Raw genomic sequence first — 25467 nt, forward strand, 5'->3', positions numbered from 1 at the left:
GGTGCCTTAGCCGGCGTCTCGGACCTCAAGGTACGGATCTGCCCACGCACTAATAATCCGTGCCACACGGGCGGCTTGGCCTTTCCCGGTGAGGAGATGTTCGCTGCCTTCCAAGGAGATGAAACTCCGGGGGTGCCGGGCGGTGCGGAAAATCTCGCTGGCGTTGTCAATCCCCACGGTGTTGTCCGTGGGGGAGTGCATCACCATCAGCGGTTTGTGAAGGGTTCGGATGCAGTCCCGCAGATCCGCGCGTTCCACGTCCTCCACAAAGTGGCGCCGAACTTCCATGGGCCTGCCGCCCAGGTCCACCACGGCACTGCCATCGCGGAGGATGGAGTCGATCTCGGTGTCGAACATGTGCTCGACATGCTTGGGCTCGTAAGGTGCGGCAACGGTGACCACGGCGTTCAGGCCGGGAATATCGCGGGCTGCGGCCAGCACTGCGGCGCCGCCGAAGGAATGACCAACCAGCAGGGAGATTCCCCGGCCTTGTTCCTGCATGAAGTTCGCTGCCAGGATCGTGTCGGCTACCTTGACACTGAAGGAGCCCGCAGACCATTCACCGGCCGAGCCACCCAACCCCAGGTTGTCGAAGCGCAGCATGCCAACGCCCTGCTCCGCGAGCCCCTTGCAGATCCGGGATGCCGCGGGGCTGTCCTTGCCCAGTGTCAGGCCGTGGGAGTACAAGCCCCACCCGCGCACAGGACCCTCGGGCACGTCCACGACTCCGGCCAAGGTATCGCCGGTGCTTCCCGTGAAGCTGATCTTCTCAGAACGTGACACGTTGGTCTCCTTGAGTTGGGGGGATTTGCGGTGAAGGTTTGGGCAAGTGATTAACGACGACGACGCCACTCACCATCAGTGGTGAGCGGCGTCGTCGTCGTGCTTGTTCTTTGAAAGAAAGGTGAACTAGATCTTGCGGGCCAGAATGGCCTGCTTGACCTCGGCGATTGCCTGGGTCACCTGGATGCCACGGGGGCATGCTTCCGAGCAGTTGAAGGTGGTGCGGCAACGCCACACGCCTTCTTTGTCGTTCAGGATCTCCAAGCGCATGTCGCCGGCATCATCGCGGGAATCGAAGATGAAGCGGTGGGCGTTCACGATCGCTGCCGGACCAAAGTACTGGCCATCGGTCCAGAAGACCGGGCAGGACGAGGTGCAGGCTGCGCACAGGATGCACTTGGTGGTGTCATCAAAGCGCTCACGGTCTTCAACGGACTGCAGGCGTTCCTTGGTGGGCTCGTGGCCCTTGTTGATCAGGAACGGCATGACTTCGCGGAAGGACTGGAAGAAGGGTTCCATGTCCACAATCAGGTCCTTCTCCACGGGGAGGCCCTTGATTGGCTCGACGGTGATGGGCTTGGTGGTGTCCAGGTCCTTCAGCAGCGTCTTGCAGGCGAGGCGGTTACGGCCGTTGATGCGCATGGCGTCGGAGCCACAAACACCGTGTGCGCAGGAGCGGCGGAAGGAAACACTGCCGTCGATTTCCCACTTGACCTTGTGGAGGGCATCCAACACGCGGTCCGTGCCGTACATGGTCAGCTTGTAGTCATCCCAGCGTGCTTCGTCCGAGATTTCGGGATCGTAGCGGCGTACGCGCAGCGTGATGTGGAAGGTGGGAATTTCACCGTCGCCTGCAACGCTTGCCGGGAGCTCGATCTTGGAAGCGGGCTCTGCCATTTCGGTCGTCATTAGTACTTACGCTCCATCGGCTCGTAACGGGTGAAGATCACGGGCTTCGTCTCAAGACGGATGCCCGCAACGGATTCCGCCGAGGAGTCGACGGTGACGGAAGTGTCCAGGTAGGCCATGGAGTGCTTCATGAACTTTTCGTCATTGCGGTCCGGGAAGTCTTCGCGGTAGTGGCCACCACGGGACTCTTCACGGTGCAGCGCACCAACGGTCATGACCTTGGCCATGTCCAGGAGGAAGCCCAGTTCCACGGCTTCCAGGAGATCCAGGTTGAAGCGCTTGCCCTTGTCCTGAACCGTGACGTGCTTGTAACGCTCTTCGAAGGAAGCGATGTCGCGGAGGACCTGCTCCAGGGATTCCTTGGTGCGGAACACCTGCATGTTGGCATCCATGGTGTCCTGCAGTTCCTTGCGGATCTGCGCAACGCGCTCGGTGCCGTTGCCGCTGAGCAGGCCATCCAGGATGCCGCGGGTCATTGCCTCGGGATCCTCGGGCAGCTCAACGAAGTCAGCGGTCTTGGAGTACTCGGCCGCGGCGATGCCGGCGCGCTTACCAAAAACGTTGATGTCAAGGAGCGAGTTGGTGCCGAGGCGGTTTGAGCCGTGCACGGAAACGCAGGCAACTTCACCGGCTGCGTAGAGACCCGGGACAATGGTGTCGTTGTCCTGGAGCACTTCAGTGGTGATGTTGGTGGGGATGCCGCCCATGGCGTAGTGCGCCGTGGGGAACACGGGAACGGGATCCGTGAACGGTTCAACACCCAGGTAGGTGCGGGCGAACTCCGTGATGTCCGGAAGTTTGGCCTCGATGTGTGCAGGCTCAAGGTGGGTCAGGTCCAGGAGGACGTAGTCCTTGTTCGGACCGCAACCGCGGCCTTCACGCACTTCGTTTGCCATGGCGCGGGCCACGATGTCACGGGGTGCGAGGTCCTTGATGGTGGGGGCGTAGCGCTCCATGAAGCGTTCACCCTCGGAGTTACGCAGGATGGCACCTTCACCGCGTGCACCCTCGGTAAGGAGGATGCCCAGGCCGGCCAGGCCGGTCGGGTGGAACTGGAAGAACTCCATATCTTCCAGGGGGATACCACGGCGGAATGCGATGCCCATGCCGTCACCGGTGAGGGTGTGGGCGTTGGAGGTGGTCTTGAAGACCTTGCCGGCGCCGCCGGATGCGAACACCACGGACTTGGCCTGGAAGACGTGCAGTTCACCGGAAGCGAGGTCATAGGAGACCACGCCGGCAACACGCTTCTGCTTGTACGGGGTTCCGTCTTCGCGTACTGCGTCTTCTTCGACGATCAGCAGGTCAAGGACGTAGTACTCGTTGTAGAACTCAACGTTGTGCTTGACGCAGTTTTGGTACAGCGTCTGAAGGATCATGTGGCCGGTACGGTCTGCGGCGTAGCAGGCGCGGCGGACCGGAGCCTTGCCGTGGTCACGGGTGTGGCCGCCGAAGCGACGCTGGTCAATCCGGCCCTCGGGGGTGCGGTTGAACGGCAGACCCATCTTTTCCAGGTCCAGCACGGCGTCAATGGCTTCCTTCGCCATGACCTCGGCTGCGTCCTGGTCAACCAGGTAGTCGCCACCCTTGATGGTGTCAAAGGTGTGCCACTCCCAGTTGTCTTCTTCGACGTTGGCCAGTGCTGCGCACATTCCACCCTGGGCCGCACCGGTGTGCGATCGGGTGGGGTAGAGCTTGGTCAGTACCGCGGTGCGTGCTCGCTGACCGGATTCGATCGCGGCGCGCATGCCGGCGCCACCTGCACCGACAATGACGACGTCGTACTTATGGACCTGCATACCAGATGCTCTCTCTTTCAAAAATTCAGATGGTCGGCGGAGGCTGCTCCGCTACGTGAGGCGAACCGGGTTGCTCGGGGGAGCAGCCCGGAAGGCGCCGCTACGGGGCCGGGCAGAAACCGCCAGGCAACTGGACGCCGTCGACGACGGGGCACGGGTTGAAGGTGAAGATCACCAGCGTGCCGAGGATGATGATGACCAGGGTGGCCGCGTAGAGGACCATCTTGAGCCAGAAGCGCGTGGAGTCCTTCTCGGCGTAGTCGTTGATGATGGTGCGGACGCCGTTGGTGCCGTGCAGCATGGCAAGCCACAGCATGGCGAGGTCCCAGAACTGCCAGAACGGATCGGCCCACTTGCCGGCAACAAAACCGAAGTCGATTGCGTGGATGCCCTCGCCCACCAGCAGGTTCACGAACAGGTGGCCGAAGATCAGCACCACCAGGACGATGCCGGACAGGCGCATGAACAGCCAGGCGATCATCTCAAAGTTGCCACGGCTGGAGCCGGTGCGGTTGTACTTCGGCGCGATCTTCCCGCTGCGCGGAGATTCAATGGTTGTCATGGCTTAGTGGCCTCCCAGCGCGAGGGAAAGGTGGCGGATGGCGAAGCCTGCGAACGTGACAAGCCACAGTGCAAGCACAACCCACAGCAACTGGCGCTGGTACTTCGCGCCCTTCTTCCAGAAATCGATGGCGATCACACGCAGGCCGTTGAAGGCGTGGAAAATGATCGCGGCGACCAGGCCCGTTTCACCCAGGGCCATAAGGGGGTTCTTGTAGGCGCCAATGACGGCGGTGTAGGCCTCAGGGGACACGCGCACCAATGAGGTGTCCAGCACATGGACCAACAAGAAGAAAAAGATCACTACACCTGTAATGCGGTGTCCAACCCAGGACCACATGCCTTCACGGCCGCGGTACAAGGTGCCAGCTGGTTTTGTCGGCACTGATTAAACCTTCCTGCAACACAGCGGCGCTGGCATGGGATCCACGCGGGGGGAACGCCTGCTGCGAGAGCACTCGTAGCTCACGCCTAAATCTAGGCTTCGCTAACAGCATATTCAATTTAGGACGGGCTTCTTTGCTTGTTAATTCCATGTTTCCCGCCCATATTCAGGCGATTTTGCTCAATGCCTGAGACGAACGCCACACGTGTGTCCTGCTGCGGGGCTTCCCGTCGGCACAGGATAAAGTGTTGCGGTGAGTACAGAAGACGCGAAATACCCGGAATCGCCAATGAACCGCTTCCATGCGGTTATTCCGGCGGGCGGTGTGGGGACCCGGTTGTGGCCACTCTCGCGTGCCGCTGCGCCCAAGTTCCTCCACGATCTGACCGGTTCCGGCAGCACGTTGTTGAGGGCTACCTATGACCGCCTGGAACCTCTGGCCGGTGAACGGGTCCTTGTTGTTACCGGCGAGGCACACCGCGCCGCCGTGTGCCGCCAGCTCCCCGAGATCGGGGATGACGAGCTGGTACTCGAGAGCGAGCCCAAGGACTCCGGTGCCGCAATCGGCCTGGCCGCCGCCATTCTCTACCGCCGCGATCCGGACACCATCATGGGTTCCTTCGCTGCGGACCAGGTCATCAGCCCGGACAACCTCTTCCAAGAGACCGTGCGCGAGGCCATCTTTACTGCCGCCACCGGCAAGATCGTCACCATTGGTATCAAGCCGACCCACCCCTCCACCGGATTCGGATACATCCGCTCCGGCGCGGCACTGAATGTGGACGGCGCCCCGAATGCTCTTGCTGTTGCGGAGTTTGTGGAGAAGCCCAGCCAGGAAGTGGCCAACAAGTACGTGGAGGCCGGGGACTACGTCTGGAATGCCGGCATGTTCGTGGCTCCCGTGGCGCTCATGCTCAGGCACCTGGAGGCCAACCAGCCGGAACTGTTCAAGGGGCTAGAGGAAATCGCCGAGGCCTGGGATACTCCGCAGCGCGCCGAGGTCACTGCCCGCGTGTGGCCCACGTTGCCGAAAATTGCCATTGACTACGCCGTGGCCGAGCCCGCAGCGGAAGCCGGGGACGTCGCCGTCGTGCCTGGCACCTTCCGCTGGGACGATGTTGGCGACTTCGCCGCGATCGGCCGCCTCAACAACGCAGGTGACGTTGATGAAGTCACAGTGCTTGGCGAAGGCGCACGGGTGTTCGCTGAGAACGCCAGCGGCGTGGTGGTTTCCGATACCAAGCGCGTGATCGCGCTGATCGGCATCAAGGACGTGGTCATTGTGGACACGCCGGACGCCCTCCTGGTCACCACCAAGGAGCACGCCCAACTGGTCAAGGGCACCGTTGATGCCCTCAAGGCCAGCGGCGACACGGACGTGCTGTAGAACATTTGCCTTATACCGTGAGCCACCTCTTTGGTTGTCCTGCGTCTGAACGCGGCGTAACCAAGAGGTGGCTTTCGTTCTTAGCGAGCCGTGCATGGCTAGAGTTGTGACGTGCGCAATTACACCACTGAAACCGAGCCCGCTCCCGTTGTGAGTCCTTGGGTTGATGAACTGCTCCCAGGACTCATCGAATTCCGTCGTGACCTCCATGCGCACCCGGAGTTGTCCTTCAAGGAATTCCGCACCACTGACATGCTGGTGGAGCGTCTGGAAGCAGCCGGACTGAAGCCGCGGCGGTTGGAGGAGACCGGGCTGACCGTAGACGTGGGCGAGGGGCCCATTGCCACAGCCCTTCGCGGGGACATTGACGCCTTGCCCATCATTGAGGAAACGGGCCTGCCGTTCGCCTCGAAGAACCACGGCGTCACCCATGCTTGCGGGCACGATGTCCACACCACGGCCATGCTCGGCATTGCTTTGACGCTGCAGCGGATGCACAAGAATAATCCGTTGGGCGGCACGGTGCGGATTATTTTCCAGCCTGCTGAGGAAACGATGCCCGGCGGTGCGTTGTCCTGCATTGAGCAGGGGGTGCTTGAGGGTGTGCCGCGTATCCTGGCGCTGCACTGTGACCCCCGGATTAATGTGGGCCAGATCGGTACCCGCATCGGTGCCATCACCTCGGCCTCGGACACCATCAAGATTGAACTCTCCGGCCGTGGGGGACACACGTCCCGGCCGCACCTGACCGAGGACCTGGTGTTCGCGCTGGCTCAAATCGCGGTCAATGTTCCGGCTGTCCTGTCCCGGCGGGTGGATGTCCGCAGCGGCGTCTCGGTGGTCTGGGGCCAGATTTCCGCAGGTTCTGCACCGAACGCCATCCCGGGCACCGGCTACATGGCCGGCACCATGCGTTGCCTGGATCGCGATGCCTGGCACAGTGCGGGGGAGCTGCTGGACGATGTGGTGCGGCAGGTTGCCGCGCCGTACGGCGTGGACGTCCACCTGGAACACACCCGCGGCGTGCCGCCTGTAGTGAACTCCGAGCATGAGACGGCCCTGATCGAGGCCTCTGCCCGTGCGGAGTTGGGTGAGAATGCAGTGGTCCTCACCCCGCAGTCCATGGGTGGGGAGGATTTCGCCTGGTTCCTTGCCGATCTCCCCGGAGCCATGATGCGCTTGGGAACGCACACGCCGGGGGGCGAAGAGTACGACCTCCACCGCGGCGATTTCATTGTTGACGAGCGTGCCCTTGGCTACGCCATCCGCGTCCTGACCGCAGCTGCCCTGCGTACCATCCGCGACCTCGAGCAGTAACTGACTGAGTCGCATTCAGGGCTCCAGGGAGCGCCTGAATGCGGCTCAGTGCGCGCTTTCCCCGGTAATGAGTTGTGCACAATTGAATTGTGCACTATCGTTTTAGTCATGAGTGATGCACCCCGCCTCCGCCACCAGGTTTGCTTTGCGCTGTACTCGGCGTCCAAAGCAGCGACGGCGGTCTACCGCCCCGTTCTGGAGGACCTCGGACTGACGTACCCCCAGTACCTGGTGATGCTGGTGCTCTGGGAGCAGGAACCGCGCAGCGTCCGTGAACTCGGTGCCGAACTCGGCCTGGACTCCGGCACGCTGTCACCCCTGCTGAAGCGACTGGAAGCGATGGGGCTGGTGGAACGCCGCCGCTCGGCCGAGGACGAGCGCCGGGTGGACGTTGTCCTGACCGACGCCGGTACTGCCTTGAGCGACCGCGCCCAGGCTGTGCCACAGCGCCTCGCGGACGCCGCCGGGCTCACACCCGAGGAAATCGGGCAGCTACACGCCACCCTCGGCAAGCTCACCTCAGCCCTGAACAGCTCACTCTGATAGACCTCCCGGAAAATCCCGGGATATCCCTTCCCGAAGAGAACGGAAACACCATGAAGACTCTTTACACTGCCGAGGCCTTGGCATCCGGCGAAGGCCGCGACGGCAACGCCCGCACCAACGACGGCAAGCTGGATGTCGCACTCGCCAGCCCCAAAGAGTTGGGTGGCAACGGCGAAGGCACCAACCCGGAGCAGTTGTTCGCTGCCGGTTACGCCGCGTGCTTCCACTCTGCTTTGCGTCTGGTTGGCCGGAAGGAACGCGCTGACCTGACGGACTCGGCCGTCGCAGCCAGGATCCACATCGGCCCGCTGACAGACAGCGAAGGCTTCGGCCTCGCTGCTGAACTGGAAATCGCCCTGCCCGCGCTGGACCGTGAAACGGCCGAGCAGCTGATGCACAAAGCGCACCAGGTTTGCCCCTACTCCAACGCAACCCGCGGCAACATGGCCGTTGACTTGAAGCTCGTGGAGTTCGCAGCATGAGCGCCGTGGCAAGCGAGACCCGCGAAATCCAGTTGGCTTCACGCCCCGTTGGCCGCCCTGCTCCGGAGAACTTCCGACTGGCAACGGCGCAGCTTCCCGAGCTCGCCGAAGGCCAGCTCCTGGTGAAGAACCAGTTCATGTCCGTGGACCCCTACATGCGCGGCCGCATGAATGACGTCAAGTCCTACTCGGCGCCGTTCCGCCTGGATGCAGCGCTCGACGGCGGTGCGGTAGGTGAGGTGATTGCGTCCCGTTCGGACGCGCACAAGGTGGGTGACGTCGTCGTGCATCAACTGGGGTGGCGTGAGCACTCCGTAGTGGACGCAGCAGCAACCACGCCGGTTCCCTCAGGGCTGGCCCCCACCTCCGCGTTCCTTGGCGCGCTGGGCATGACCGGCCTGACCGCCTACGCCGGCCTGCTGAAAGTGGCTGAGTTCAAGGAAGGCGACGTGGTGTTCGTCTCCGGTGCCGCAGGTGCCGTGGGCTCCATGGTGGGCCAGATCGCCAAGGCCATGGGTGCCTCGAAGGTCATTGGCAGTGCGGGATCGCCGGAGAAGGTGGCCAGGCTTTTGGAACTCGGCTTTGACGCAGCTTTCAACTACAACGACGCCCCGGTGCTGGACCAGTTGCGGGAAGCGGCGGGGGAGCGCGGGATTGACGTGTACTTCGATAACGTCGGTGGCGAGCACCTCGAGGCAGCCCTGGCTACGCTGACCGTCGGTGGCCGCGTAGCCATGTGCGGTGCCATTGCCCAGTACAACTCCACCGAACCTGCAGTGGCGCCCCGGAACCTGGCCGTGGCAATCGGGAAGCAGCTGACCCTCCGCGGATTCCTGGTGGGCGGTCAGCGTCAGCACGCCGCTGAATTCGCGCAGAAGATGGCCGGTTGGCTGGCCGATGGCTCCGTCAGCTACGACGAAACAATCGTGGATGGCCTGGAGAACGCGCCGCAGGCTTTCATCGATCTGTTGGACGGCGCCAACACCGGAAAGATGCTGGTACGCCTCTAATCCACAGGTGACTCACGTGTGACTTGCACACCCGGCTACTGCTTGGTAACAAAAGGTCAACAATCTGACCCGGAGTGATCCTTTGTGGTAGCTGGGTGTGTTTTAGGCCACTAGTGTTGGTTTCATCAATGCGCTTCGGCGCAGCTGCGAGCATCAGTGAAAACAGAATTTCTGCCTCAGGTATAGGAAACGGACACTCATTGACCATCCGTCGTAGCGCCAATCACTTTCTTCCTGGAGGAAAATTGAAGAAACCACTGCGTGCCACCCTGAAGCGCGGTTCCATGGCCGGTGTTGCCACCCTCGGCGCAGCAGCGCTCCTGCTGAGCGGATGTGGCCAGGCCCCCCGACGCTGGTTCCGGCACCGCCACCAAGAGTGACTTCCTTGGCTGCATCGTTTCGGACTCCGGCGGATTCGATGACCAGTCCTTCAACCAGTCCTCCTTCGAGGGCCTGAAGAAGGCCGAAACGGATCTCGGTATCCAGGTCCGGTCGGCCGAATCGAAGGCAAACAGCGACTTCGAAACCAACCTCAACGGCATGATCTCCGCCGGCTGCAACCTGACGGTTACCGTCGGCTTCCTCCTGGGCGATGCCACCAAGGCTGCCGCTGAGAAGAACACGGACAAGCACTTCGCGATCGTCGACTACTCGTACGAGGCTCCGATCGCCAACGTCAAGCCGATCGTCTACGACACCGCGCAAGCCGCCTTCCTGGCTGGTTACACAGCTGCCGCTACGACCAAGACCGGCAAGGTGGGTACCTTCGGCGGCATCAAGATCCCCACGGTGACCATCTTCATGGACGGCTTCTACGACGGCGTCCAGGCGTACAACAAGGCCAAGGACAAGAACGTTCAGGTTGTTGGCTGGGACAAGAACACCAAGGATGGTTCTTTCACCGGCGACTTCGAGAAGCAGGACACCGGCAAGCAGGTCACCCTCAACCTCCTGGACCAGGGCGCGGACATCATCATGCCCGTAGCCGGACCGGTGGGCAAGGGTGCAGGCGCCGCGCTGAAGGAAGCCAAGGCAGCCGGTAAGGACGTCAAGCTCATCTGGGTTGACTCCGATGGCTACCTCACCGCTCCCGAGTACAAGGACCTCATGCTGACCTCCGTGGTCAAGCAGATGGGCGAGGCCGTTGAAGCCGTGGTGAAGGATGACAAGGAAGGCAAGTTCAACAACGAAGCCTACGTTGGCACCCTGGAGAACGACGGCGTTGCACTCGCCCCGTTCCATGACCTCGACTCCGCAGTCTCGGCCGAAACCAAGTCCGAGCTCGATGCCCTGAAGGCGGACATCGTGTCCGGCAAGCTGGTTGTTGAGTCTGAATCGAGCCCCAAGAAGTAAGCAATTCCCGGACGCGCCGCCAGTACCGAGCCCCGGTACTGGCGGCGCGTTTTTGCCCTGACTAGGCTGGGCTCCAAAGCCAGCGGCTTTGGAGCAGTGCAGCCGTCCCTCGGACACACAGAACGGTGGGAGTTGTGAAACTCGAATTGAAGGGGATCTCGAAAGCCTTCGGGACCTTCTACGCCAACCAAGACATCGACCTCGTGGTCGAATCCGGCCAGATCCATTGCCTCCTGGGCGAAAATGGTGCCGGCAAATCAACCCTCATGAACGTCCTCTACGGACTGTACGAGCCCACGGCCGGCCAGATCCTGGTAGATGGCCAGCCCGTTAATTTCCGTGGGCCAGGTGACGCCATGGCAGCGGGAATCGGTATGGTGCACCAGCACTTCATGCTCGTCCCCGTATTTACGGTGGCAGAAAACGTGGCTCTGGGTGCTGAGCCCACCACGTTCGGCGGCGTCCTCAGCATTGAAGAAACCCGGAAGAAGATCCGGGAAATCTCGAACCAATACGGCTTTGACGTGGATCCCGATGCCCTGGTTGAGGACCTTCCTGTGGGAGTTCAGCAGCGTGTGGAGATCATCAAGGCGCTGGTGCGCGAAGCCAGGGTCCTCATTTTGGACGAGCCCACAGCCGTACTGACGCCGCAGGAAACCGATGAACTCCTGGACATCATGCGTCAGCTCAAAGCCGGCGGCACGTCCATCGTGTTCATTTCGCACAAACTGCGTGAAGTCAAAGCTGTCTCGGACGTCATCACCGTCATACGCCGCGGCAAGGTGGTGGGGGATGCTCCACCCACGGCATCAGCCACTGAGCTGGCCTCCATGATGGTGGGCCGCCCCGTCAGCCTGAGCCTGAACAAGGCACCTGCGCAGCGGAAGGAAACCACTTTCGTGGTGGAGAACCTCACTGTGCGTGCGGCCAACGGCACCAACGTGGTGGACGGGATCAGCTTCGAGATCGCCCAAGGCGAGATCCTCGCCGTCGCCGGTGTCCAAGGCAACGGCCAAACGGAACTGACCGAGGCGATCCTGGGCATTCAGGACCACGTCACAGGCTCGGTGACGCTGGACGGCAAGCAATTGCTGGGCCTGCCCGTGAAGGATGTCCTGCGTTCGGGCGTCGGCTTTGTCCCGGAAGACCGGACAGTGGACGGCCTGGTGGGGCCGTTCTCGGTGGCGGAGAATCTGGTGCTGGATCTGTATGACCAAGCGCCGTTTGCCAGCGGTATCAGCATGAAACCGGCCAAGGTTGCCGAACATGCCAAGGCCAAGATTGAAGAATTTGATATCCGTACACCCTCCGCATCCTCGGCAGCCGGAACACTGTCCGGCGGTAACCAGCAGAAAGTGGTCATGGCCCGGGAGCTGTCCCGGCCGCTGCGGTTGTTCATCGCCAGCCAGCCCACCCGTGGCGTGGATGTTGGCTCCATTGAGTTCCTGCACAAACGCATTGTTGCCGAGCGCGACGTCGGAACGCCGGTCATGATCGTTTCCACTGAACTGGATGAGGTCATTGAACTCGCAGACAGGATTGCCGTGCTGTACAAAGGCAAGCTCGTGGGAATCGTCCCTGCCGGAACATCCCGCGACACCCTTGGCTTGATGATGGCCGGCGTCGGCCCTGAAGGAGGCTCCGATGACAACTAACGACGAGTCGAACAAGGACCGCACACCCGAGGAATCCACCTCCGAAGTCCGTGCCGCAGACGTCTCCCTCGATACCGCAGGCGGCATGCTGGAACCTTCCATCGTGCCCGTCTCTTCCCAGAGCGGGGACACGGGCCATCAGCAAGGCAGCGTCGTTCGCAGAATTGTGATGGGCAACGGATTCGTCTCCGTCCTTGCCGTTATTGTGGCGCTGTTCCTCGGTGGTCTTCTGATTGCCAGCACGGATGCACAGGTTGCCAAGACAGCAGGTTACCTGTTCGCGCGCCCCACGGATTTCCTGAGTGCGCTGTGGGCAGCCATGACCGAGAGTTACGTAGCCCTCTTCCAGGGTTCGGTTTTCAACCCCCGCCAGGGGCTGGCACCACTGCTGGAAACCATGACCGTGGCAACGCCCCTGATCTGCGCCGGCCTTGGCGTTGCCCTGGCATTCCGCGCCGGCCTGTTCAACATCGGTGCGCAGGGCCAGATCATCATCAGTGCCACGCTGGCAGCCTATGTTGGCTTCGCCTGGCACCTGCCGTTCGGCCTGCACCTGCTGGTGGTGATCATCATGGGTGTCCTGGGAGGCGCTGTGTGGGGCGGCATTGTTGGCGTCCTCAAAGCACGGACCGGTGCCCACGAGGTGATCGTGACCATCATGCTGAACTACGTGGCATTGTTCCTGCTGGACTTCCTGCTGAACACCGCAGCGTTCCGGCGCCCGGGGGACAGCAGCCCCATTTCACCACGCCTGGACGAATCGGCAACGTTCCCCGTCCTCATCCCCGGATCCCGTCTCCACATGGGCTTCCTGGTAGCCATAGCGCTGACTTTCGGTGTGTGGTGGCTGCTGAACAGGTCCACCATCGGCTTTGAGTTCCGCGCCGTAGGTGCAAACCCTGTGGCGGCACGGACCGCCGGCGTTAAGGTTTCCCGCGCCACCATCCTGGTGATGGCCATGGCCGGTGCCCTTGCTGCGTTTGGCGGTATTGCCCAGGTGGCCGGCACGGAAAAGGTGCTGACCGGCGGCGTCGCTGCCCAGATCGGCTTTGACGCCATCACTGTTGCCCTGCTGGGACGCAGTACTCCCTGGGGGACGTTCTTTGCCGGCCTGCTGTTCGGAGCCTTCCGTGCAGGGGCCGTGCAGATGCAGATTCAGACCGGAACGCCCATTGACATTGTGCTGGTAGTGCAGTCCCTGATCGTGTTGTTCATTGCCGCACCGCCGCTCATCAAGTCGATCTTCCGGCTTGAGCCCAAGAAGAAAAAGAAGACACCGAAAGCGGCTCCCAAGGCTGCCCTGGTCAACGCCTCCGGAGGTGCCAAATGAGCGCGACAACTACCGCTCCGAAGTCGGGTTCAACGGCACTGCCCGCGTTCCGGCCTTCCATGAAAGTCCCGCTCTCGCTCGGCATTCTTGCCCTGATTGCGTTGGTCTTCTTCGGTTTCCTGGGCCCGGACCAGACCGCCGAGATGAAGATCAGCGATGCTGGTGACGCCGTGGCGGTTCCTGCCCTCATGATCCCGGGGCAGGTGGGCGGGGTAGTCTTCGGCATCTTGCTCCTTGCCATGGCCGCCTACTCCATCTACCTCTGGACGCAGGGGGAGCGCTCACCAAAGTGGCTGCCGATCGCCTTCGCCGTGGTGTTTGTGTTCGCGCTGCTCGTGTGGATCGTGGCCGGAGCCCGCCAGCCGTCCATCTCGCTGGCCGGCTTGGTGGCAGGTTCTGTCACCCTGGCGGTGCCGTTGGTGTTCGGTTCGCTCTCCGGTGTGCTCTGTGAGCGTGTGGGTGTAGTGAACATTGCCATCGAGGGCCAACTCCTGGGCGGTGCCTTTACGGCCGCACTGGTAGCCACCATGACGGGCAGCCCGTACATCGGGCTTATTGCAGCCGCTGCTGCCGGTGCTGCCGTGTCCATGGTCCTGGCAGTCTTCAGCATCAAGTACCTGGTCAACCAGATCATTGTGGGCGTGGTGCTGAACGTGTTGGTCTCCGGCCTCACGGGCTTCCTCTACGGCACTTTGATGGTTCCCAACAAAGAGCAGTTCAACACCCCGGGCCGGCTGGATATCCTGCCCATCCCGCTGCTTTCGGATATCCCCATCATCGGCCCCATCCTGTTTGAGCAGTCCATCGCGGGCTACCTCATGTACATTGCCGTGGCCGTGGTGTGGTTCGGCCTGTTCAAGACCCGCTGGGGCCTGCGGGTCCGCGCCGTGGGTGAGCACCCGCAAGCTGCTGACACGCTGGGCATCAACGTCAACGCAACCCGTTTCTGGAACGTCACCTTGGGTGGCGCCATCGCAGGGATCGGCGGTGCCGTGTTCACCCTGGTAACCATCGACTCCTTTACCAAGGACATTTCCGGTGGCCGGGGCTTCATTGCCTTGGCGGCGTTGATCTTTGGCCGGTGGAACCCCATCGGTGCCTTCCTGGCTTCGCTGTTGTTCGGCTTTGCCTACAACCTGCAGTCCATCCTGGGCATCATCGGCACCCCGGTCCCGAGCCAGTTCATGGCCATGCTGCCGTACGTGGTGACCATCTTCGCCGTCGCCGGTCTGGTGGGTAAGTCGCGGCCACCGGCCGCAAGCGGCATACCGTACGTGAAGGGTTGACCATGCCGGCGAATGACGTCGATTGGCAGGCGCTGGAAGAAGCGGCAAAGCACGCCATGCGCAATGCTTATGCGCCGTACTCGAAGTTCCCGGTGGGGGCTGCGGCCCTCACCGAGGACGGCCGGATTGTGAGCGGCTGCAACGTGGAGAACGCCAGCTACGGGCTGACACTCTGCGCCGAATGCGCGTTGGTGGGCCAGCTCCACATGACAGGCGGCGGCAGGATCGCAGCATTCTATTGTGTGGACGGCCAAGGCAACATCCTCATGCCGTGCGGGCGCTGCCGTCAGTTGCTGTACGAATTCAGGGCGCCGGGAATGCAGCTCATGACAACGCAGGGAATCAAATCCATGGACCAGGTGCTGCCTGATGCCTTTGGTCCTGAACACCTGGAGGAAACTACGTGACCAGCACCGAAGCGTTCGACGCCGTCCAGATCATTTCCATCAAGCGGGACAAGGGCACCCTCACTCCCGAGCAGATCGACTGGACCATTGATGCCTACACCCGCGGGGTGATCGCCGAGGAACAGATGGCGGCACTGAACATGGCCATCCTGCTCAACGGCATGGATCGCGCGGAGATCTCCCGCTGGACCTCGGCCATGATCGCCTCGGGCGAGCGGATGGACTTTTCGTCCCTGACAACGCCCGACGGCGGCCGCAAGGCTACCAGCGACAAGCACTCCACCGGTGGGGTGGGGGATAAGATCACGCTGCCGCTGGCCCCGCTCGTGGCCGTGTTCGGCGTCGCCGTTCCGCAGCTCTCAGGCCGCGGGTTGGGCCACACGGGCGGCACCTTGGACAAGCTTGAAGCCATCCCGGGGTGGAGGGCCAACCTCAGCAACGACGAGATCATGGCCCAACTCCAGGACGTGGGAGCCGTCATCTGCGCAGCAGGCTCCGGTCTCGCTCCGGCGGACAAGAAGCTCTACGCCCTGCGTGATGTCACCGGCACTGTTGAAGCCATTCCGCTCATTGCCTCCTCGATCATGAGCAAGAAGATCGCTGAAGGAACGGGCTCGCTGGTGCTGGACGTCAAGGTAGGCTCCGGCGCTTTCATGAAGGATGTAGCACGGGCGCGGGAGCTTGCCGAGACCATGGTGGCTCTGGGCAAGGACGCCGGTGTGCACACCGTCGCCCTGATCACGGACATGTCCACGCCGTTGGGTCTGACGGCCGGTAACGCCATTGAAGTTGAGGAGTCGGTGGAGGTCCTTGCGGGCGGCGGTCCGGAAGACGTCGTCGAGTTGACCGTCCGCTTGGCCGAGGAGATGCTGGCCGGTGCCGGCATCCACGATGCCGACCCCGCAGCAGCCCTGAAGGACGGCCGTGCCATGGACGTCTGGAACCGGATGATCGAAGCACAGGGTGGAGATCCGCGGGCAGCCCTGCCGGTGGCCAGGGAATCGGAGACTGTTTACGCGCCGGCGGACGGCGTCCTGGTGGAACTGGATGCCTTGTCCGTGGGAGTTGCCGCCTGGCGCCTCGGAGCCGGCCGGGCCCGCAAGGAGGATCAGGTTCAAGCGGGAGCTGGCGTGCGCCTGCACGCCAAGCCCGGCGCATTGGTCCGTGCAGGGGAGCCGCTCATGACGCTCCTGACGGACACCCCGGAGAAATTTGATCGGGCAAAGGAAGCACTCCAGGATGCGGTGGTGATCGCGCCCGAAGGTTCACGCCCGGCGCATCAGCTCATCATCGACCGCATCGCCTAGGCTTAAGTGTTCCGGACTGTTCGCGAAGGACGGTCCGGAACACCAGTCATCCGGCGCCTGTGGGGGAGCCGGCAACCGTAAGGAAACCGTGCAGGGCATCAACGATTTCATCCTCGCCGCAGCCGAGCAGCCTTGGGTGTTGTTCCTGGTGCTGGCTTGCTGCGTGATAGATGGTTTCTTCCCGCCTATTCCCAGCGAATCCGTGGTGGTGGGCCTGAGCGCAGTTTCCGGAAGCAGCGGTTCACCCAATGTGTGGCTGCTGGGTGTGATGGCCGCTTTGGGGGCTTTCTCCGGGGACAACATCGCGTACATCATCGGCCGGCACATCGGCATCCAGCGCTGGCGATGGATGCGCACCCAGCGAATGCAGGGCGCCTTCCGCTGGGCCGGCAAGGAACTCCGCCGCCGCTCGGCCTCGCTGATCATGGTGGCCCGTTTTATCCCCATTGGCCGCGTGGCAGTGAACCTGACGGCCGGCGCCACACACTTCCATCACCGGCGCTTCGTGGCCCTGACGGCCATGTCCGCCATCCTGTGGGCCACCTACTCGGTGATCCTTGGCTACTTCTTTGGTGTCTGGTTTGAGGACAACCACCTGCTGGGCGCCGTGATCGCGATCGTGGTGGCAGTAATCCTGGGAATCATCATTGACCGGATCATCAGCAAAGTCCGTGGATCCGTTCCCCTGGACGGCAAGAACATCCCTGAGGAAGACGCCCCCACTCCACCCACGGTATGACGTTGCCGGGCCCGGAAGATCAGCCCGGCGGTTGACGACGGCACCTTATCAGCACCTATAGCGTTAAGCGTGTGATCCCTTGGCTGGGACGTAGCGAACGACGTCCCGGCCGTGGGACACTAGAGCGACTTCGGTCACATCGTCAAGTCACATTCGTCTAGGAGCTACCGTCGCGTGGAGTTTTTGAACCAAATGCTCGAGCATGCAGCCGGGCAGCCCTGGATATACCCGGTACTCCTGGTCTTCTTCTTCATTGACGGATTTGCCACCATCCTTCCCAGCGAAACAGCCATTGTTGGCCTCTCGGCGCTGTCTCTTCACAGTGGAGAGCCCAATCTCTGGATCCTGGGAGGCACCGCTCTTATAGGTGCCATGGCGGGGGACAACATGGCCTACATGCTGGGCCGCAAAATCGGTCTTACCCGCTGGAAATGGATGCGCAGGCCCAAGGTCCAAAAGATGTTCGCCTGGGCGCAGTATGAGCTGGACAAGCGCGGCGCGGTCCTCATTTTCACGGCCCGGTACATTCCTTGGGGCCGTGTAGCTGTGAACTACGTGGCCGGACAGACCGGCTTCCGCCACCGGACGTTCTTCTGGTTGGACGCTTTCGCCTGCATCACCTGGGTTGCCTACTCCATCGGCATCGGCTTGCTGGCAGGTCAATGGGTGCACCACAACCCGCTCCTGGGAGTCGGAATTGCCGTGGCCTTCGCAGTGGTCCTTGGCATTGTGGTGGACCACGCCCTTCGCTGGTGGCACAAGTACCTTGAGAAGCGGGACCTGGCCCGTGATGCGGCAGCAGGCAATACGGTCCCTGCAGAAGAGTCCCCGGATCTGTCGCAAAAGGCGGCCGCCGGCGTGGACCTCTCAAAACCCGCTGGCTAAGCTACAGCGGTCCCCCTACAGTTAGTACGTGACTGAGCCCATTCTTGATGCTGCCCCTGCCCTTGACTTCGATTTGAAGAGCCTGCCCAAGGTTTCCCTCCATGATCACCTGGACGGAGGACTCCGCCCGGCCACCATTATTGAGCTGGCTGAGGCCGCCGGCCACACGCTGCCCTCCACCGATCCCGTGGCGCTGGGCGAATGGTTCCGCGAATCCGCCGACTCCGGTTCGCTGGTCCGTTACCTCGAAACGTTCGATCACACTGTTGCCGTCATGCAGACCAAGGAAGGCCTGTTCCGGGTCGCCAAGGAATTCGTGGAAGACCTGGCTGAGGACGGTGTGGTGTATGGCGAAGTCCGCTGGGCTCCCGAACAGCACCTGCAGCAGGGCCTGACCCTGGATGAGGTTGTTGAAGCAGTTCAGACCGGCCTTGAAGCCGGCATGGAGTCCGCTGAAGAACGCGGCCAGCAGATTCAGGTTGGGCAGCTCATCACTGCCATGCGCCACGCTGACCGCGGCCAGGAGATCGCCGAACTCGCTGTCCGCCACCGGGCAAACGGAGCAGTGGGCTTTGACATCGCCGGGGCCGAGGACGGCTTCCTGCCCTCCCGTTTCAAGGACGCTTTCACCTATTTGGCGGAGAACAACTTCCCGGCAACGGTCCACGCAGGCGAAGCCGCCGGCCTTGAGAGCATCCAGTCCGCATTGGTGGACGGGCGCGCTTTGCGCCTGGGCCATGGCGTGCGGATCGCCGAGGACATCTCGGTGGAGTTTGAAGACAACTCCGACGACGACGGCGAGGACACCGTGGGCATGGTGACCATCGGCAGCGTGGCTGCCTGGGTCCGCGACCGCGGAATTGCCTTGGAAATCTGCCCTTCGTCCAACCTTCAGACCGGTGCCATTTCCGGCTTTGGCGACGGCATTGAAAGCCACCCGGTGGACATGCTTTTCCAGCTCGGCTTCAACGTCACCATCAACACGGACAACCGCCTGATGAGTGGGGTCACCCTCACCGATGAGTTCGAACTCCTGGTGGAGACCTTCGATTACGACCTCGATGATCTGCTGGAACTGACACTGAACGCCGCAGAGGCAGCCTTCCTGCCGCTGGATGAGCGCGAAGCCTTGGTTGAGTACATCAACGATGCCTACGCCAACCTCGGCTGATTCTCCGCTGGACCAGCTGCTGGGTGGGCCCACGGCAGCAGGGGTCCCTGACCGAGCTTGCGAGGTTGGGGAGCTGCTGGGGACCATTGCGGCACTGCGTGAGCACTGCCCATGGATGGGTGGGCTGACGCACGAGTCGCTGGTGGAGTACCTGATTGAGGAAGCCTATGAAGTGGTGGACTCGATCGAAGCCGGCGCAGTTGATGATGAGCTCCGTGGCGAGCTGGGCGATGTGCTGCTTCAAGTAGTGCTGCACGCCCGGCTCGCCGAGGAGCGCGGCAGCTTTGATTTCGCTGCGGTAGCCCGGGGTATCAACGACAAGATGATCCGACGCAACCGGCACGTGTTCAAGGCGGACGGTTCACTGCAGGACAGTTTTCCGTCCAGCGTCGAGGAAATCATCGTCAAGTGGGATGCTGCCAAGCGGGCCGAGAAGCCGGAGCGGAAGGATCCCTTTGAAGGTATTCCGCCGCACCTCCCGGCCTTGGCGGCAGCCCAGAAGTCGTTGGACAGGGCAGCCCGCGCAGGGCTGGACGTTGATGCGGGGTTGAGCGTTGACGCCCAAGGTGCGCTGGCCGGCGTCGGGCTCGCTGCTGTTCCTGCCTCGGAAGAGGCGCTCGGTGAGCTGCTGCTGGCGGTCGTCGCCGGTGCCCGGGAGCAAGGACTCGACGCCGAACGGGCCCTTCGTGCAGCGGTTCGATCGTTTCAGAACACCCAGGCACCGCCTTCATGACGTGAGCCGTTGGAAGCCGTGCCGTAACCTAAGCCACTCTGGACTACGCTAGTAGCGACGAGGACGTTGAGAATTTCCCTCCACATTCCTGTAATTCGCCCATAAGGAGCACATCCATGGCGCTTATCGATGCCATCCACGCACGCGAGATCCTTGATTCCCGCGGAAACCCGACCGTAGAAGTTGAGGTCCTGCTCTCCGACGGCCAGATCGGCCGCGCAGCAGTTCCCTCCGGTGCCTCCACCGGTGAGCACGAGGCTGTTGAGCTTCGCGACGGCGACAAGGGCCGTTACCTCGGCAAGGGTGTCCAGAAGGCCGTTGACGCGGTTATTGACGAGATCTCCCCGGCCCTGATTGGTTTCGACGCCACTGACCAGCGCAGCATCGACCAGGCCATGATTGACCTGGACGGCACGCCCAACAAGGGCAAGCTCGGCGCCAACGCCATCCTGGGTGTTTCCCTGGCCGTGGCCAACGCTGCAGCAGCTTCTGCTGACCTGCCGCTGTACAAGTACCTGGGCGGCCCGAACGCCCACGTCCTGCCCGTTCCGCTGATGAACATCCTCAACGGCGGCTCGCACGCTGATTCCGATGTTGACATCCAGGAATTCATGATCGCCCCGATCGGTGCCGAGACCTTCTCCGAAGGCCTGCGCTGGGGCGTTGAGGTTTACCACAACCTCAAGGCTGTCCTCCAGGAAAAGGGCCTCTCCACGGGCCTCGGCGATGAGGGTGGCTTCGCTCCCAACCTGCCGTCCAACCGCGCTGCACTGGACCTGATCCAGGAAGCCATCAAGAACGCCGGCTACACCCCGGGCACGGACATTGCCCTCGCCTTGGATGTTGCCTCCTCCGAGTTCTACAAGGACGGTGCTTACCAGTTCGAAGGCAAGGCACTCTCGGCTACCGAGATGAGCGCCTACTACGCCGAGCTCGTTGCCGACTACCCGCTGGTTTCCATCGAAGACCCGCTGGACGAGAACGACTGGGAAGGTTGGAAGACCCTCACTGACACCATCGGTGACAAGGTTCAGCTTGTTGGCGATGACCTGTTCGTCACTAACCCGGTCCGCCTGCAGCAGGGCATCGAGACGGCCACGGCCAACTCCCTGCTGGTCAAGGTCAACCAGATTGGTTCCCTGACCGAGACTCTGGACGCCGTTTCCCTGGCCCAGCGTTCCGGTTACACCACCATCACCTCGCACCGCTCCGGCGAAACCGAGGACACCACCATTGCTGACATCGCCGTTGCCACCAACGCGGGTCAGATCAAGACCGGTGCCCCGGCCCGCTCCGAGCGCGTTGCCAAGTACAACCAGCTGCTGCGCATCGAAGAGGAACTCGACGACGCCGCACGTTACGCCGGCCGCAGCGCGTTCCCGCGTTTCAAGGGCTAGCCTTCAGCGAAAACAGCTAACCGGTGGCTATGGTGGAAAGACCATGGCCGCCGGTTTTCGTTTAACTCCGGTTCTGCAGAACACAGGCCAGGTGAAAAACAGCAAGCGCAGCAAACCGCCAGGCAAGCACCGGGCATTACAGGAGTGTCATGGCCACCCGTCGTCCAAAGGTCCCCAGGGCCGACGCCCTTGGCAGCCCGTCCAGCGGTAGCCGCCCGTCCCCCGCCAGCCAGTCCTCCACAGGTGGCAAGCCGGCCGAAGGCGCTGAGGTCATCACGGCTGAGTTCGGCGGTGAGCGGTCAACGTCAAAGTCGTCGACGCCGGCTGGCGGCAAAGCGGCAACCACCAGTAAAGCGGCAACCGGCGGAAAGAGCCCCGCAGGGAGGAAGCCGTCGGGGATTTCCTACAAGGTGGCGGACACCAAATCTGCGGACAAGGGCCAAGGTTCCGGAAAACCAGGCACTTCCAAGGATGACCGCGACCTCGATCCCGTACCGGCAAAAGCGTTCTCCGGCCGGATGCTTGCACTGGCTGTGGTGATGATTGCCATCACTATCCTGCTGGCTCCCACCGTGAAGATCTTCCTGGAGAAACGTGCTGAAATCTCAGCGCTGGAAGCGGAAATCGCCGGCAGGAAAGCCGAACAAGCGGAGCTGAACAAACAGCTTTCCCGGTGGCAGGACCCCAACTACGTGAAACAGCAGGCCCGGGACCGCATTAACATGGTTATGCCGGGTGAAACAGGTTACTGGGTGTTTGGGGGAGAAGAAGCCGCCGGCACACCGGGTGGCCGCACCGGCTCCGGATCGTCGGCCAACCCGGAGAATCTGCCCTGGGTGGATGCTCTCTGGGAGTCAATCAGACGATCGGCAACTGACTAGAAGCGGTGCCCGCCGCCGTCGTGTCCGCATGGGACGCGAGAAAAGGGGCAGGAAGGTTGGCAGCGCAAGTGGAAGAGAACACGGCAGCCGTGCCGCAGGAATCCCGCCAGCCATCAGCTCACGATCTTGAGGTTCTGAGCCGCCAACTGGGCAGGCCGGTCCGGGACGTTGTGGAGATCCCGGCCAGGTGCGTCTGTGGCAACCCCTTGGTGGCCGCTACGGCTCCCAGGCTGAGCAACGGAACGCCTTTCCCCACTACGTTCTACCTGACGCACCCGGTGATCACGTCGGCAGTGTCGCGGCTTGAAGCGGGCGGGCTCATGAACGAGATGAATGAACGGCTCACCGCTGATGATGAGCTGGCCGGTGCCTACCGAGGGGCCCATGAGGCCTACCTGCAGGCCCGCAATGAAATCGCGCACCGCTCCGGGACAGGAGCGGTGCCGGAGATTGATGGCATTTCAGCCGGCGGCATGCCCACCCGGGTGAAGTGCCTTCACGTCCTGGTGGGTCATTCGTTGGCTGCCGGTCCGGGCGTTAATCCGCTGGGGGACCAGGCGCTGGACTCCATTACCGAGTGGTGGACCAAGGACCGTTGCTATTGCGACGGCGCGTGGGACACGGCCGGCGAGGCACCTTCCCGGGACTTGAGCCGCCATGGTCCGCAGGGACTGCCGGAGATCGTGGGGCGTCCCGCGCCGGTGCGGAAGTCCAAAACTGAGTCCGAGTCCGGGAAGGAAGGCACCGCATGAGCCGGGTGGCCGCCATTGACTGCGGAACCAACTCCATCCGCCTCCTCATCGCCGATGCCTCCACTAAAGGATTGGAGACGACCACTGCCGGACCGCTGACCGACGTCGTGCGGGAAATGCGGGTAGTGCGGCTCGGCCAAGGCGTTGACGCGACGGGCGAACTCGCCCCTGAAGCCCTGGAGCGCACCTTCGCTGCCGCGCGGGACTACGCGGCGCTGATCAAGGAACACGGCGCAGGACGGATCCGCTTCGCAGCTACCTCGGCCACGCGTGACGCCAGGAACCGCCAAGTGTTTGTGGACGGCATCCGGGAAGTGCTGGGAGTGCAGCCTGAGGTGATCACCGGTGACGAGGAAGCCGCGCTCTCTTTCGCCGGTGCCAGCAGTGTCCTGCCGGCCATGGGGGAGGACCCCATCCTGGTGGTGGACCTCGGCGGCGGAAGTACCGAATTCGTGCTGGGCAATTCCAGCGGCGTGATCGCGGCACGCTCTGTTGACGTTGGCTGCGTGCGACTCACTGAGCGTCACCTTCGCAACGATCCGCCCTCTGCCGCCCAGATCGCCGCAGCAGAGGCCGACGTCGACGCCGCGCTTGATCTTGCTGCGCAAACGGTCCCGCTGGACCGCGCCACAGCCGTGGTTGGGGTTGCAGGTTCCATCACCACCATCACCGCGCACGCTCTGGGCCTGGACGAATACCGGACCAACCGCATCCACGGTGCTTCGCTGGACCTGGAAACCATCACCGATGCATGCACCAGTTTGCTGGAAATGACGCGGGACGAGCGGGCTGCCCTTCCATACATGCACCCGGGACGGGTGGATGTGATCGGAGCCGGAGCGTTGGTATGGCGCCGCATCCTGGGCCGCTTGGCGGAGGTCAGCAACGGGAGAATCCGTGCCGCCGTTGCCAGCGAGCACGACATCCTGGACGGCATCGCCCTGAGTATCAGGGACGGTCAATGACAGTGGGCCACCGGCGCATCGTCTCCGCTGCGCTTGCCACTACCCTGGCAGGCGTGGCGCTGGCCGGCGCGCTGTTCTCGGCCCCGGCTGCCAACGCAGATGCCTGGCGGGACAAGGAGTACTGGCTTAAGGAATCGGGAGTCACCAACGCCTGGCAGGTGTCAAAGGGGGCTGGAGTCAAGGTCGCGGTCATCGACAGCGGTGTTGATGGAAGCCACCCTGACCTCAAGGGCGTAGTGGTGGGTGGAACGGATGTCTCCGGGGCCGGGGCCCCGAACGGACAAAAGAGCATCGGTGCCAAGACCGAGCACGGCACGCTGGTAGCCACCATGCTGGCCGGCCGTGGTCACCCGGCACCCCCTCCGCCGCCGTCAGCATCACCGTCCGCTTCGGCCTCACCTGCCCCTCCGCCTCCGCCACCCACCACTCCGCCTGCCGGAGGACCCGACGGAATTGTGGGCGTGGCACCCGAAGCGGAGATCCTGGCCATCTCAACGTGGCTCGGTTCACCGAACCCCGGTGGCAAGACTGACCAGGAACAGATACCGGAGGCCGTCCGCTGGGCGGTGGACAACGGTGCCAAGGTCATCAACATTTCCCTGGGCAGCACCTCTCCTGACTGGCCGCAGAGTTGGGACGCCGCGTTTCTCTATGCGGAGCAGAAGGATGTGGTGATTGTTGCCGCGGCGGGGAACCGTGTGGGCGGCAACGTACAGGTCGGGGCTCCCGCCACTATCCCCGGTGTTCTCACCGTTGCCGGATTGGACGGCGAAGGGCGTGCCAGCGTGGACTCATCGTCCCAGGGCATCAGCATTGGAGTAGCAGCCCCCGCGGAGAAGCTGGTGGGCGGAATCCCCGGTGGCTCCTACGCCGAATGGGCGGGCACTTCCGGTGCTGCTCCCATCGTTTCGGGAGTGGCAGCCCTCATTCGTTCCAAGTGGCCGGAAATGAGTGCCACGCAGGTCATCAACAGGATTGTCAGCACGGCCAAGGACGCCGGCGCTCCGGGCAAGGATCCAATCTATGGCTACGGCATCCTCAACGCTGAGGCGGCGTTGAAGAATGATGTTCCTGTAACCAGCACCAACCCGTTGGGTTCCATCGGGGACTGGATCCGCGTCCACCGCCGCGGTGTTTTCAGCGAGCCTGAGCCCGCGCCGGTGGCAAGTCCTACCAGTGCCGCTCCCACGCTCGCGGATCCGACTGTTCCCGTTGCCAAGACGCCGGCCACCATGGACGACGCCCTTCCTGCCGCCGTCGTCCTTGGTTTTGGAGCCCTGTTCGTGGCCTTGGTGGCGGGTGCTTCGATCCAGTTGCGCAGAGTGCTGAAGAACCCGCCGGCAGTGCCCGAGGAGGCGGAAACGGGAGCCCTGGTGAAGGTGGATCCGCCCTCCCGGACGTAGTTAGTGAAGATTTTCACAAAGTAC

Annotated in this window: 24 protein-coding genes and 1 pseudogene; 20 read left to right on the forward strand and 5 right to left on the reverse strand. The window is 62.7% G+C overall.

The features are described 5' to 3' along the window. Positions 1-6: 6 nt before the first annotated feature. The 5 genes from ABI796_RS05915 to sdhC form a co-directional block, all read right to left on the reverse strand. Positions 7-783 (reverse strand): S9 family peptidase, encoded by a 777-nt coding sequence (locus ABI796_RS05915; protein ID WP_141283082.1) that lies wholly within the window; start codon positions 781-783, stop codon positions 7-9. 126 nt (positions 784-909) lie between these two features. Beyond that, complete coding sequence (locus tag ABI796_RS05920) at positions 910-1692, reverse strand: succinate dehydrogenase iron-sulfur subunit (protein WP_011773975.1); 783 nt, start codon at positions 1690-1692, stop codon at positions 910-912. Continuing rightward, positions 1692-3491, reverse strand: coding sequence for a succinate dehydrogenase flavoprotein subunit (gene sdhA, locus ABI796_RS05925; RefSeq protein WP_017197834.1), 1800 nt, complete (start codon positions 3489-3491; stop codon positions 1692-1694). The genes ABI796_RS05920 and sdhA overlap by 1 nt, the downstream gene beginning before the upstream one ends. 100 nt (positions 3492-3591) lie before the next feature. Next, complete coding sequence (locus tag ABI796_RS05930; RefSeq protein ID WP_017197835.1) at positions 3592-4053, reverse strand: succinate dehydrogenase hydrophobic membrane anchor subunit; 462 nt, start codon at positions 4051-4053, stop codon at positions 3592-3594. 3 nt (positions 4054-4056) lie between these two features. Continuing rightward, positions 4057-4437: a succinate dehydrogenase, cytochrome b556 subunit gene (sdhC, locus tag ABI796_RS05935; protein ID WP_011773978.1), complete on the reverse strand. Its 381-nt coding sequence runs from the start codon at positions 4435-4437 to the stop codon at positions 4057-4059. A 289-nt stretch (positions 4438-4726) separates the two neighbouring features. Between sdhC and ABI796_RS05940 the strand changes: the two genes are divergently transcribed. From ABI796_RS05940 to ABI796_RS06035, 20 genes and pseudogenes are all read left to right on the forward strand, one after another. After that, positions 4727-5824, forward strand: a complete 1098-nt coding sequence (locus ABI796_RS05940; RefSeq protein WP_373092941.1) for a mannose-1-phosphate guanylyltransferase — start codon at positions 4727-4729, stop codon at positions 5822-5824. A gap of 111 nt (positions 5825-5935) precedes the next feature. Continuing rightward, on the forward strand, positions 5936-7141 hold the full coding sequence (locus ABI796_RS05945; RefSeq protein ID WP_141283080.1) for an amidohydrolase: 1206 nt from the start codon (positions 5936-5938) through the stop codon (positions 7139-7141). 108 nt (positions 7142-7249) lie between these two features. Continuing rightward, positions 7250-7684: a MarR family winged helix-turn-helix transcriptional regulator gene (locus tag ABI796_RS05950; RefSeq protein ID WP_141283079.1), complete on the forward strand. Its 435-nt coding sequence runs from the start codon at positions 7250-7252 to the stop codon at positions 7682-7684. A gap of 53 nt (positions 7685-7737) precedes the next feature. After that, positions 7738-8169 (forward strand): organic hydroperoxide resistance protein, encoded by a 432-nt coding sequence (locus ABI796_RS05955; RefSeq protein ID WP_141283078.1) that lies wholly within the window; start codon positions 7738-7740, stop codon positions 8167-8169. Then, a complete protein-coding gene (locus ABI796_RS05960; protein WP_141283077.1) occupies positions 8166-9179 on the forward strand; it encodes an NADP-dependent oxidoreductase in 1014 nt (337 codons plus the stop codon). The genes ABI796_RS05955 and ABI796_RS05960 overlap by 4 nt, the downstream gene beginning before the upstream one ends. Positions 9180-9292: 113 nt before the next feature. Further along, a pseudogene (locus ABI796_RS05965) lies at positions 9293-10532 on the forward strand (BMP family protein). 134 nt (positions 10533-10666) lie between these two features. After that, positions 10667-12187 (forward strand): ABC transporter ATP-binding protein, encoded by a 1521-nt coding sequence (locus ABI796_RS05970; RefSeq protein WP_141283076.1) that lies wholly within the window; start codon positions 10667-10669, stop codon positions 12185-12187. Further along, positions 12177-13517: an ABC transporter permease gene (locus tag ABI796_RS05975; RefSeq protein ID WP_141283075.1), complete on the forward strand. Its 1341-nt coding sequence runs from the start codon at positions 12177-12179 to the stop codon at positions 13515-13517. Before ABI796_RS05970 ends, ABI796_RS05975 begins: the two co-directional genes overlap by 11 nt. Further along, positions 13514-14803 carry an ABC transporter permease gene (locus ABI796_RS05980; protein WP_141283074.1) on the forward strand — a complete coding sequence of 430 codons (1290 nt, stop codon included), beginning with the start codon at positions 13514-13516 and terminating at the stop codon, positions 14801-14803. The genes ABI796_RS05975 and ABI796_RS05980 overlap by 4 nt, the downstream gene beginning before the upstream one ends. A gap of 2 nt (positions 14804-14805) precedes the next feature. Continuing rightward, positions 14806-15210, forward strand: a complete 405-nt coding sequence (locus ABI796_RS05985; protein WP_141283073.1) for a cytidine deaminase — start codon at positions 14806-14808, stop codon at positions 15208-15210. Further along, positions 15207-16517, forward strand: a complete 1311-nt coding sequence (locus ABI796_RS05990; RefSeq protein WP_141283072.1) for a thymidine phosphorylase — start codon at positions 15207-15209, stop codon at positions 16515-16517. Before ABI796_RS05985 ends, ABI796_RS05990 begins: the two co-directional genes overlap by 4 nt. Before the next feature lie 88 nt (positions 16518-16605). Continuing rightward, positions 16606-17256 (forward strand): DedA family protein, encoded by a 651-nt coding sequence (locus tag ABI796_RS05995; protein WP_141283071.1) that lies wholly within the window; start codon positions 16606-16608, stop codon positions 17254-17256. A gap of 192 nt (positions 17257-17448) precedes the next feature. Next, complete coding sequence (locus tag ABI796_RS06000) at positions 17449-18141, forward strand: DedA family protein (RefSeq protein ID WP_141283157.1); 693 nt, start codon at positions 17449-17451, stop codon at positions 18139-18141. Between the two features lie 28 nt (positions 18142-18169). Then, the gene (locus tag ABI796_RS06005; protein ID WP_141283070.1) at positions 18170-19312 is read left to right on the forward strand and encodes an adenosine deaminase; all 1143 of its coding nucleotides are present in this window, start codon (positions 18170-18172) and stop codon (positions 19310-19312) included. Further along, positions 19290-20045 (forward strand): MazG nucleotide pyrophosphohydrolase domain-containing protein, encoded by a 756-nt coding sequence (locus tag ABI796_RS06010; protein WP_141283069.1) that lies wholly within the window; start codon positions 19290-19292, stop codon positions 20043-20045. Before ABI796_RS06005 ends, ABI796_RS06010 begins: the two co-directional genes overlap by 23 nt. Positions 20046-20161: 116 nt before the next feature. Beyond that, entirely contained in the window at positions 20162-21442 is a 1281-nt protein-coding gene (gene eno, locus ABI796_RS06015; RefSeq protein WP_026542844.1) for a phosphopyruvate hydratase, read from the forward strand. 149 nt (positions 21443-21591) lie between these two features. Continuing rightward, entirely contained in the window at positions 21592-22323 is a 732-nt protein-coding gene (locus ABI796_RS06020; RefSeq protein ID WP_141283068.1) for a septum formation initiator family protein, read from the forward strand. Positions 22324-22391: 68 nt separating this feature from the next. Then, positions 22392-23075 (forward strand): DUF501 domain-containing protein, encoded by a 684-nt coding sequence (locus tag ABI796_RS06025; RefSeq protein ID WP_174754501.1) that lies wholly within the window; start codon positions 22392-22394, stop codon positions 23073-23075. Next, positions 23072-24040 carry a Ppx/GppA phosphatase family protein gene (locus ABI796_RS06030; protein WP_141283066.1) on the forward strand — a complete coding sequence of 323 codons (969 nt, stop codon included), beginning with the start codon at positions 23072-23074 and terminating at the stop codon, positions 24038-24040. The genes ABI796_RS06025 and ABI796_RS06030 overlap by 4 nt, the downstream gene beginning before the upstream one ends. Next, the gene (locus ABI796_RS06035) at positions 24037-25443 is read left to right on the forward strand and encodes a S8 family serine peptidase (RefSeq protein WP_141283065.1); all 1407 of its coding nucleotides are present in this window, start codon (positions 24037-24039) and stop codon (positions 25441-25443) included. Before ABI796_RS06030 ends, ABI796_RS06035 begins: the two co-directional genes overlap by 4 nt. The last annotated feature ends 24 nt before the right edge of the window (positions 25444-25467 follow it).

Source organism: Paenarthrobacter aurescens, assembly GCF_041549525.1.
GTDB lineage: Bacteria > Actinomycetota > Actinomycetes > Actinomycetales > Micrococcaceae > Arthrobacter > Arthrobacter aurescens.

Excerpts from the sequence above, each read along its gene's own strand:
- ABI796_RS05920 (WP_011773975.1), bottom strand. The coding sequence starts at position 1,692 with ATGACGACCGAAATGGCAGAGCCCGCTTCCAAGATCGAGCTCCCGGCA.
- sdhA (WP_017197834.1), bottom strand. The coding sequence starts at position 3,491 with ATGCAGGTCCATAAGTACGACGTCGTCATTGTCGGTGCAGGTGGCGCC.
- ABI796_RS05930 (WP_017197835.1), bottom strand. The coding sequence starts at position 4,053 with ATGACAACCATTGAATCTCCGCGCAGCGGGAAGATCGCGCCGAAGTAC.
- ABI796_RS05940 (WP_373092941.1), top strand. The coding sequence starts at position 4,727 with ATGAACCGCTTCCATGCGGTTATTCCGGCGGGCGGTGTGGGGACCCGG.
- ABI796_RS05950 (WP_141283079.1), top strand. The coding sequence starts at position 7,250 with ATGAGTGATGCACCCCGCCTCCGCCACCAGGTTTGCTTTGCGCTGTAC.
- ABI796_RS05955 (WP_141283078.1), top strand. The coding sequence starts at position 7,738 with ATGAAGACTCTTTACACTGCCGAGGCCTTGGCATCCGGCGAAGGCCGC.
- ABI796_RS05960 (WP_141283077.1), top strand. The coding sequence starts at position 8,166 with ATGAGCGCCGTGGCAAGCGAGACCCGCGAAATCCAGTTGGCTTCACGC.
- ABI796_RS05975 (WP_141283075.1), top strand. The coding sequence starts at position 12,177 with ATGACAACTAACGACGAGTCGAACAAGGACCGCACACCCGAGGAATCC.
- ABI796_RS05980 (WP_141283074.1), top strand. The coding sequence starts at position 13,514 with ATGAGCGCGACAACTACCGCTCCGAAGTCGGGTTCAACGGCACTGCCC.
- ABI796_RS05985 (WP_141283073.1), top strand. The coding sequence starts at position 14,806 with ATGCCGGCGAATGACGTCGATTGGCAGGCGCTGGAAGAAGCGGCAAAG.
- ABI796_RS06000 (WP_141283157.1), top strand. The coding sequence starts at position 17,449 with ATGCTCGAGCATGCAGCCGGGCAGCCCTGGATATACCCGGTACTCCTG.
- ABI796_RS06010 (WP_141283069.1), top strand. The coding sequence starts at position 19,290 with ATGCCTACGCCAACCTCGGCTGATTCTCCGCTGGACCAGCTGCTGGGT.
- eno (WP_026542844.1), top strand. The coding sequence starts at position 20,162 with ATGGCGCTTATCGATGCCATCCACGCACGCGAGATCCTTGATTCCCGC.
- ABI796_RS06020 (WP_141283068.1), top strand. The coding sequence starts at position 21,592 with ATGGCCACCCGTCGTCCAAAGGTCCCCAGGGCCGACGCCCTTGGCAGC.
- ABI796_RS06030 (WP_141283066.1), top strand. The coding sequence starts at position 23,072 with ATGAGCCGGGTGGCCGCCATTGACTGCGGAACCAACTCCATCCGCCTC.
- ABI796_RS06035 (WP_141283065.1), top strand. The coding sequence starts at position 24,037 with ATGACAGTGGGCCACCGGCGCATCGTCTCCGCTGCGCTTGCCACTACC.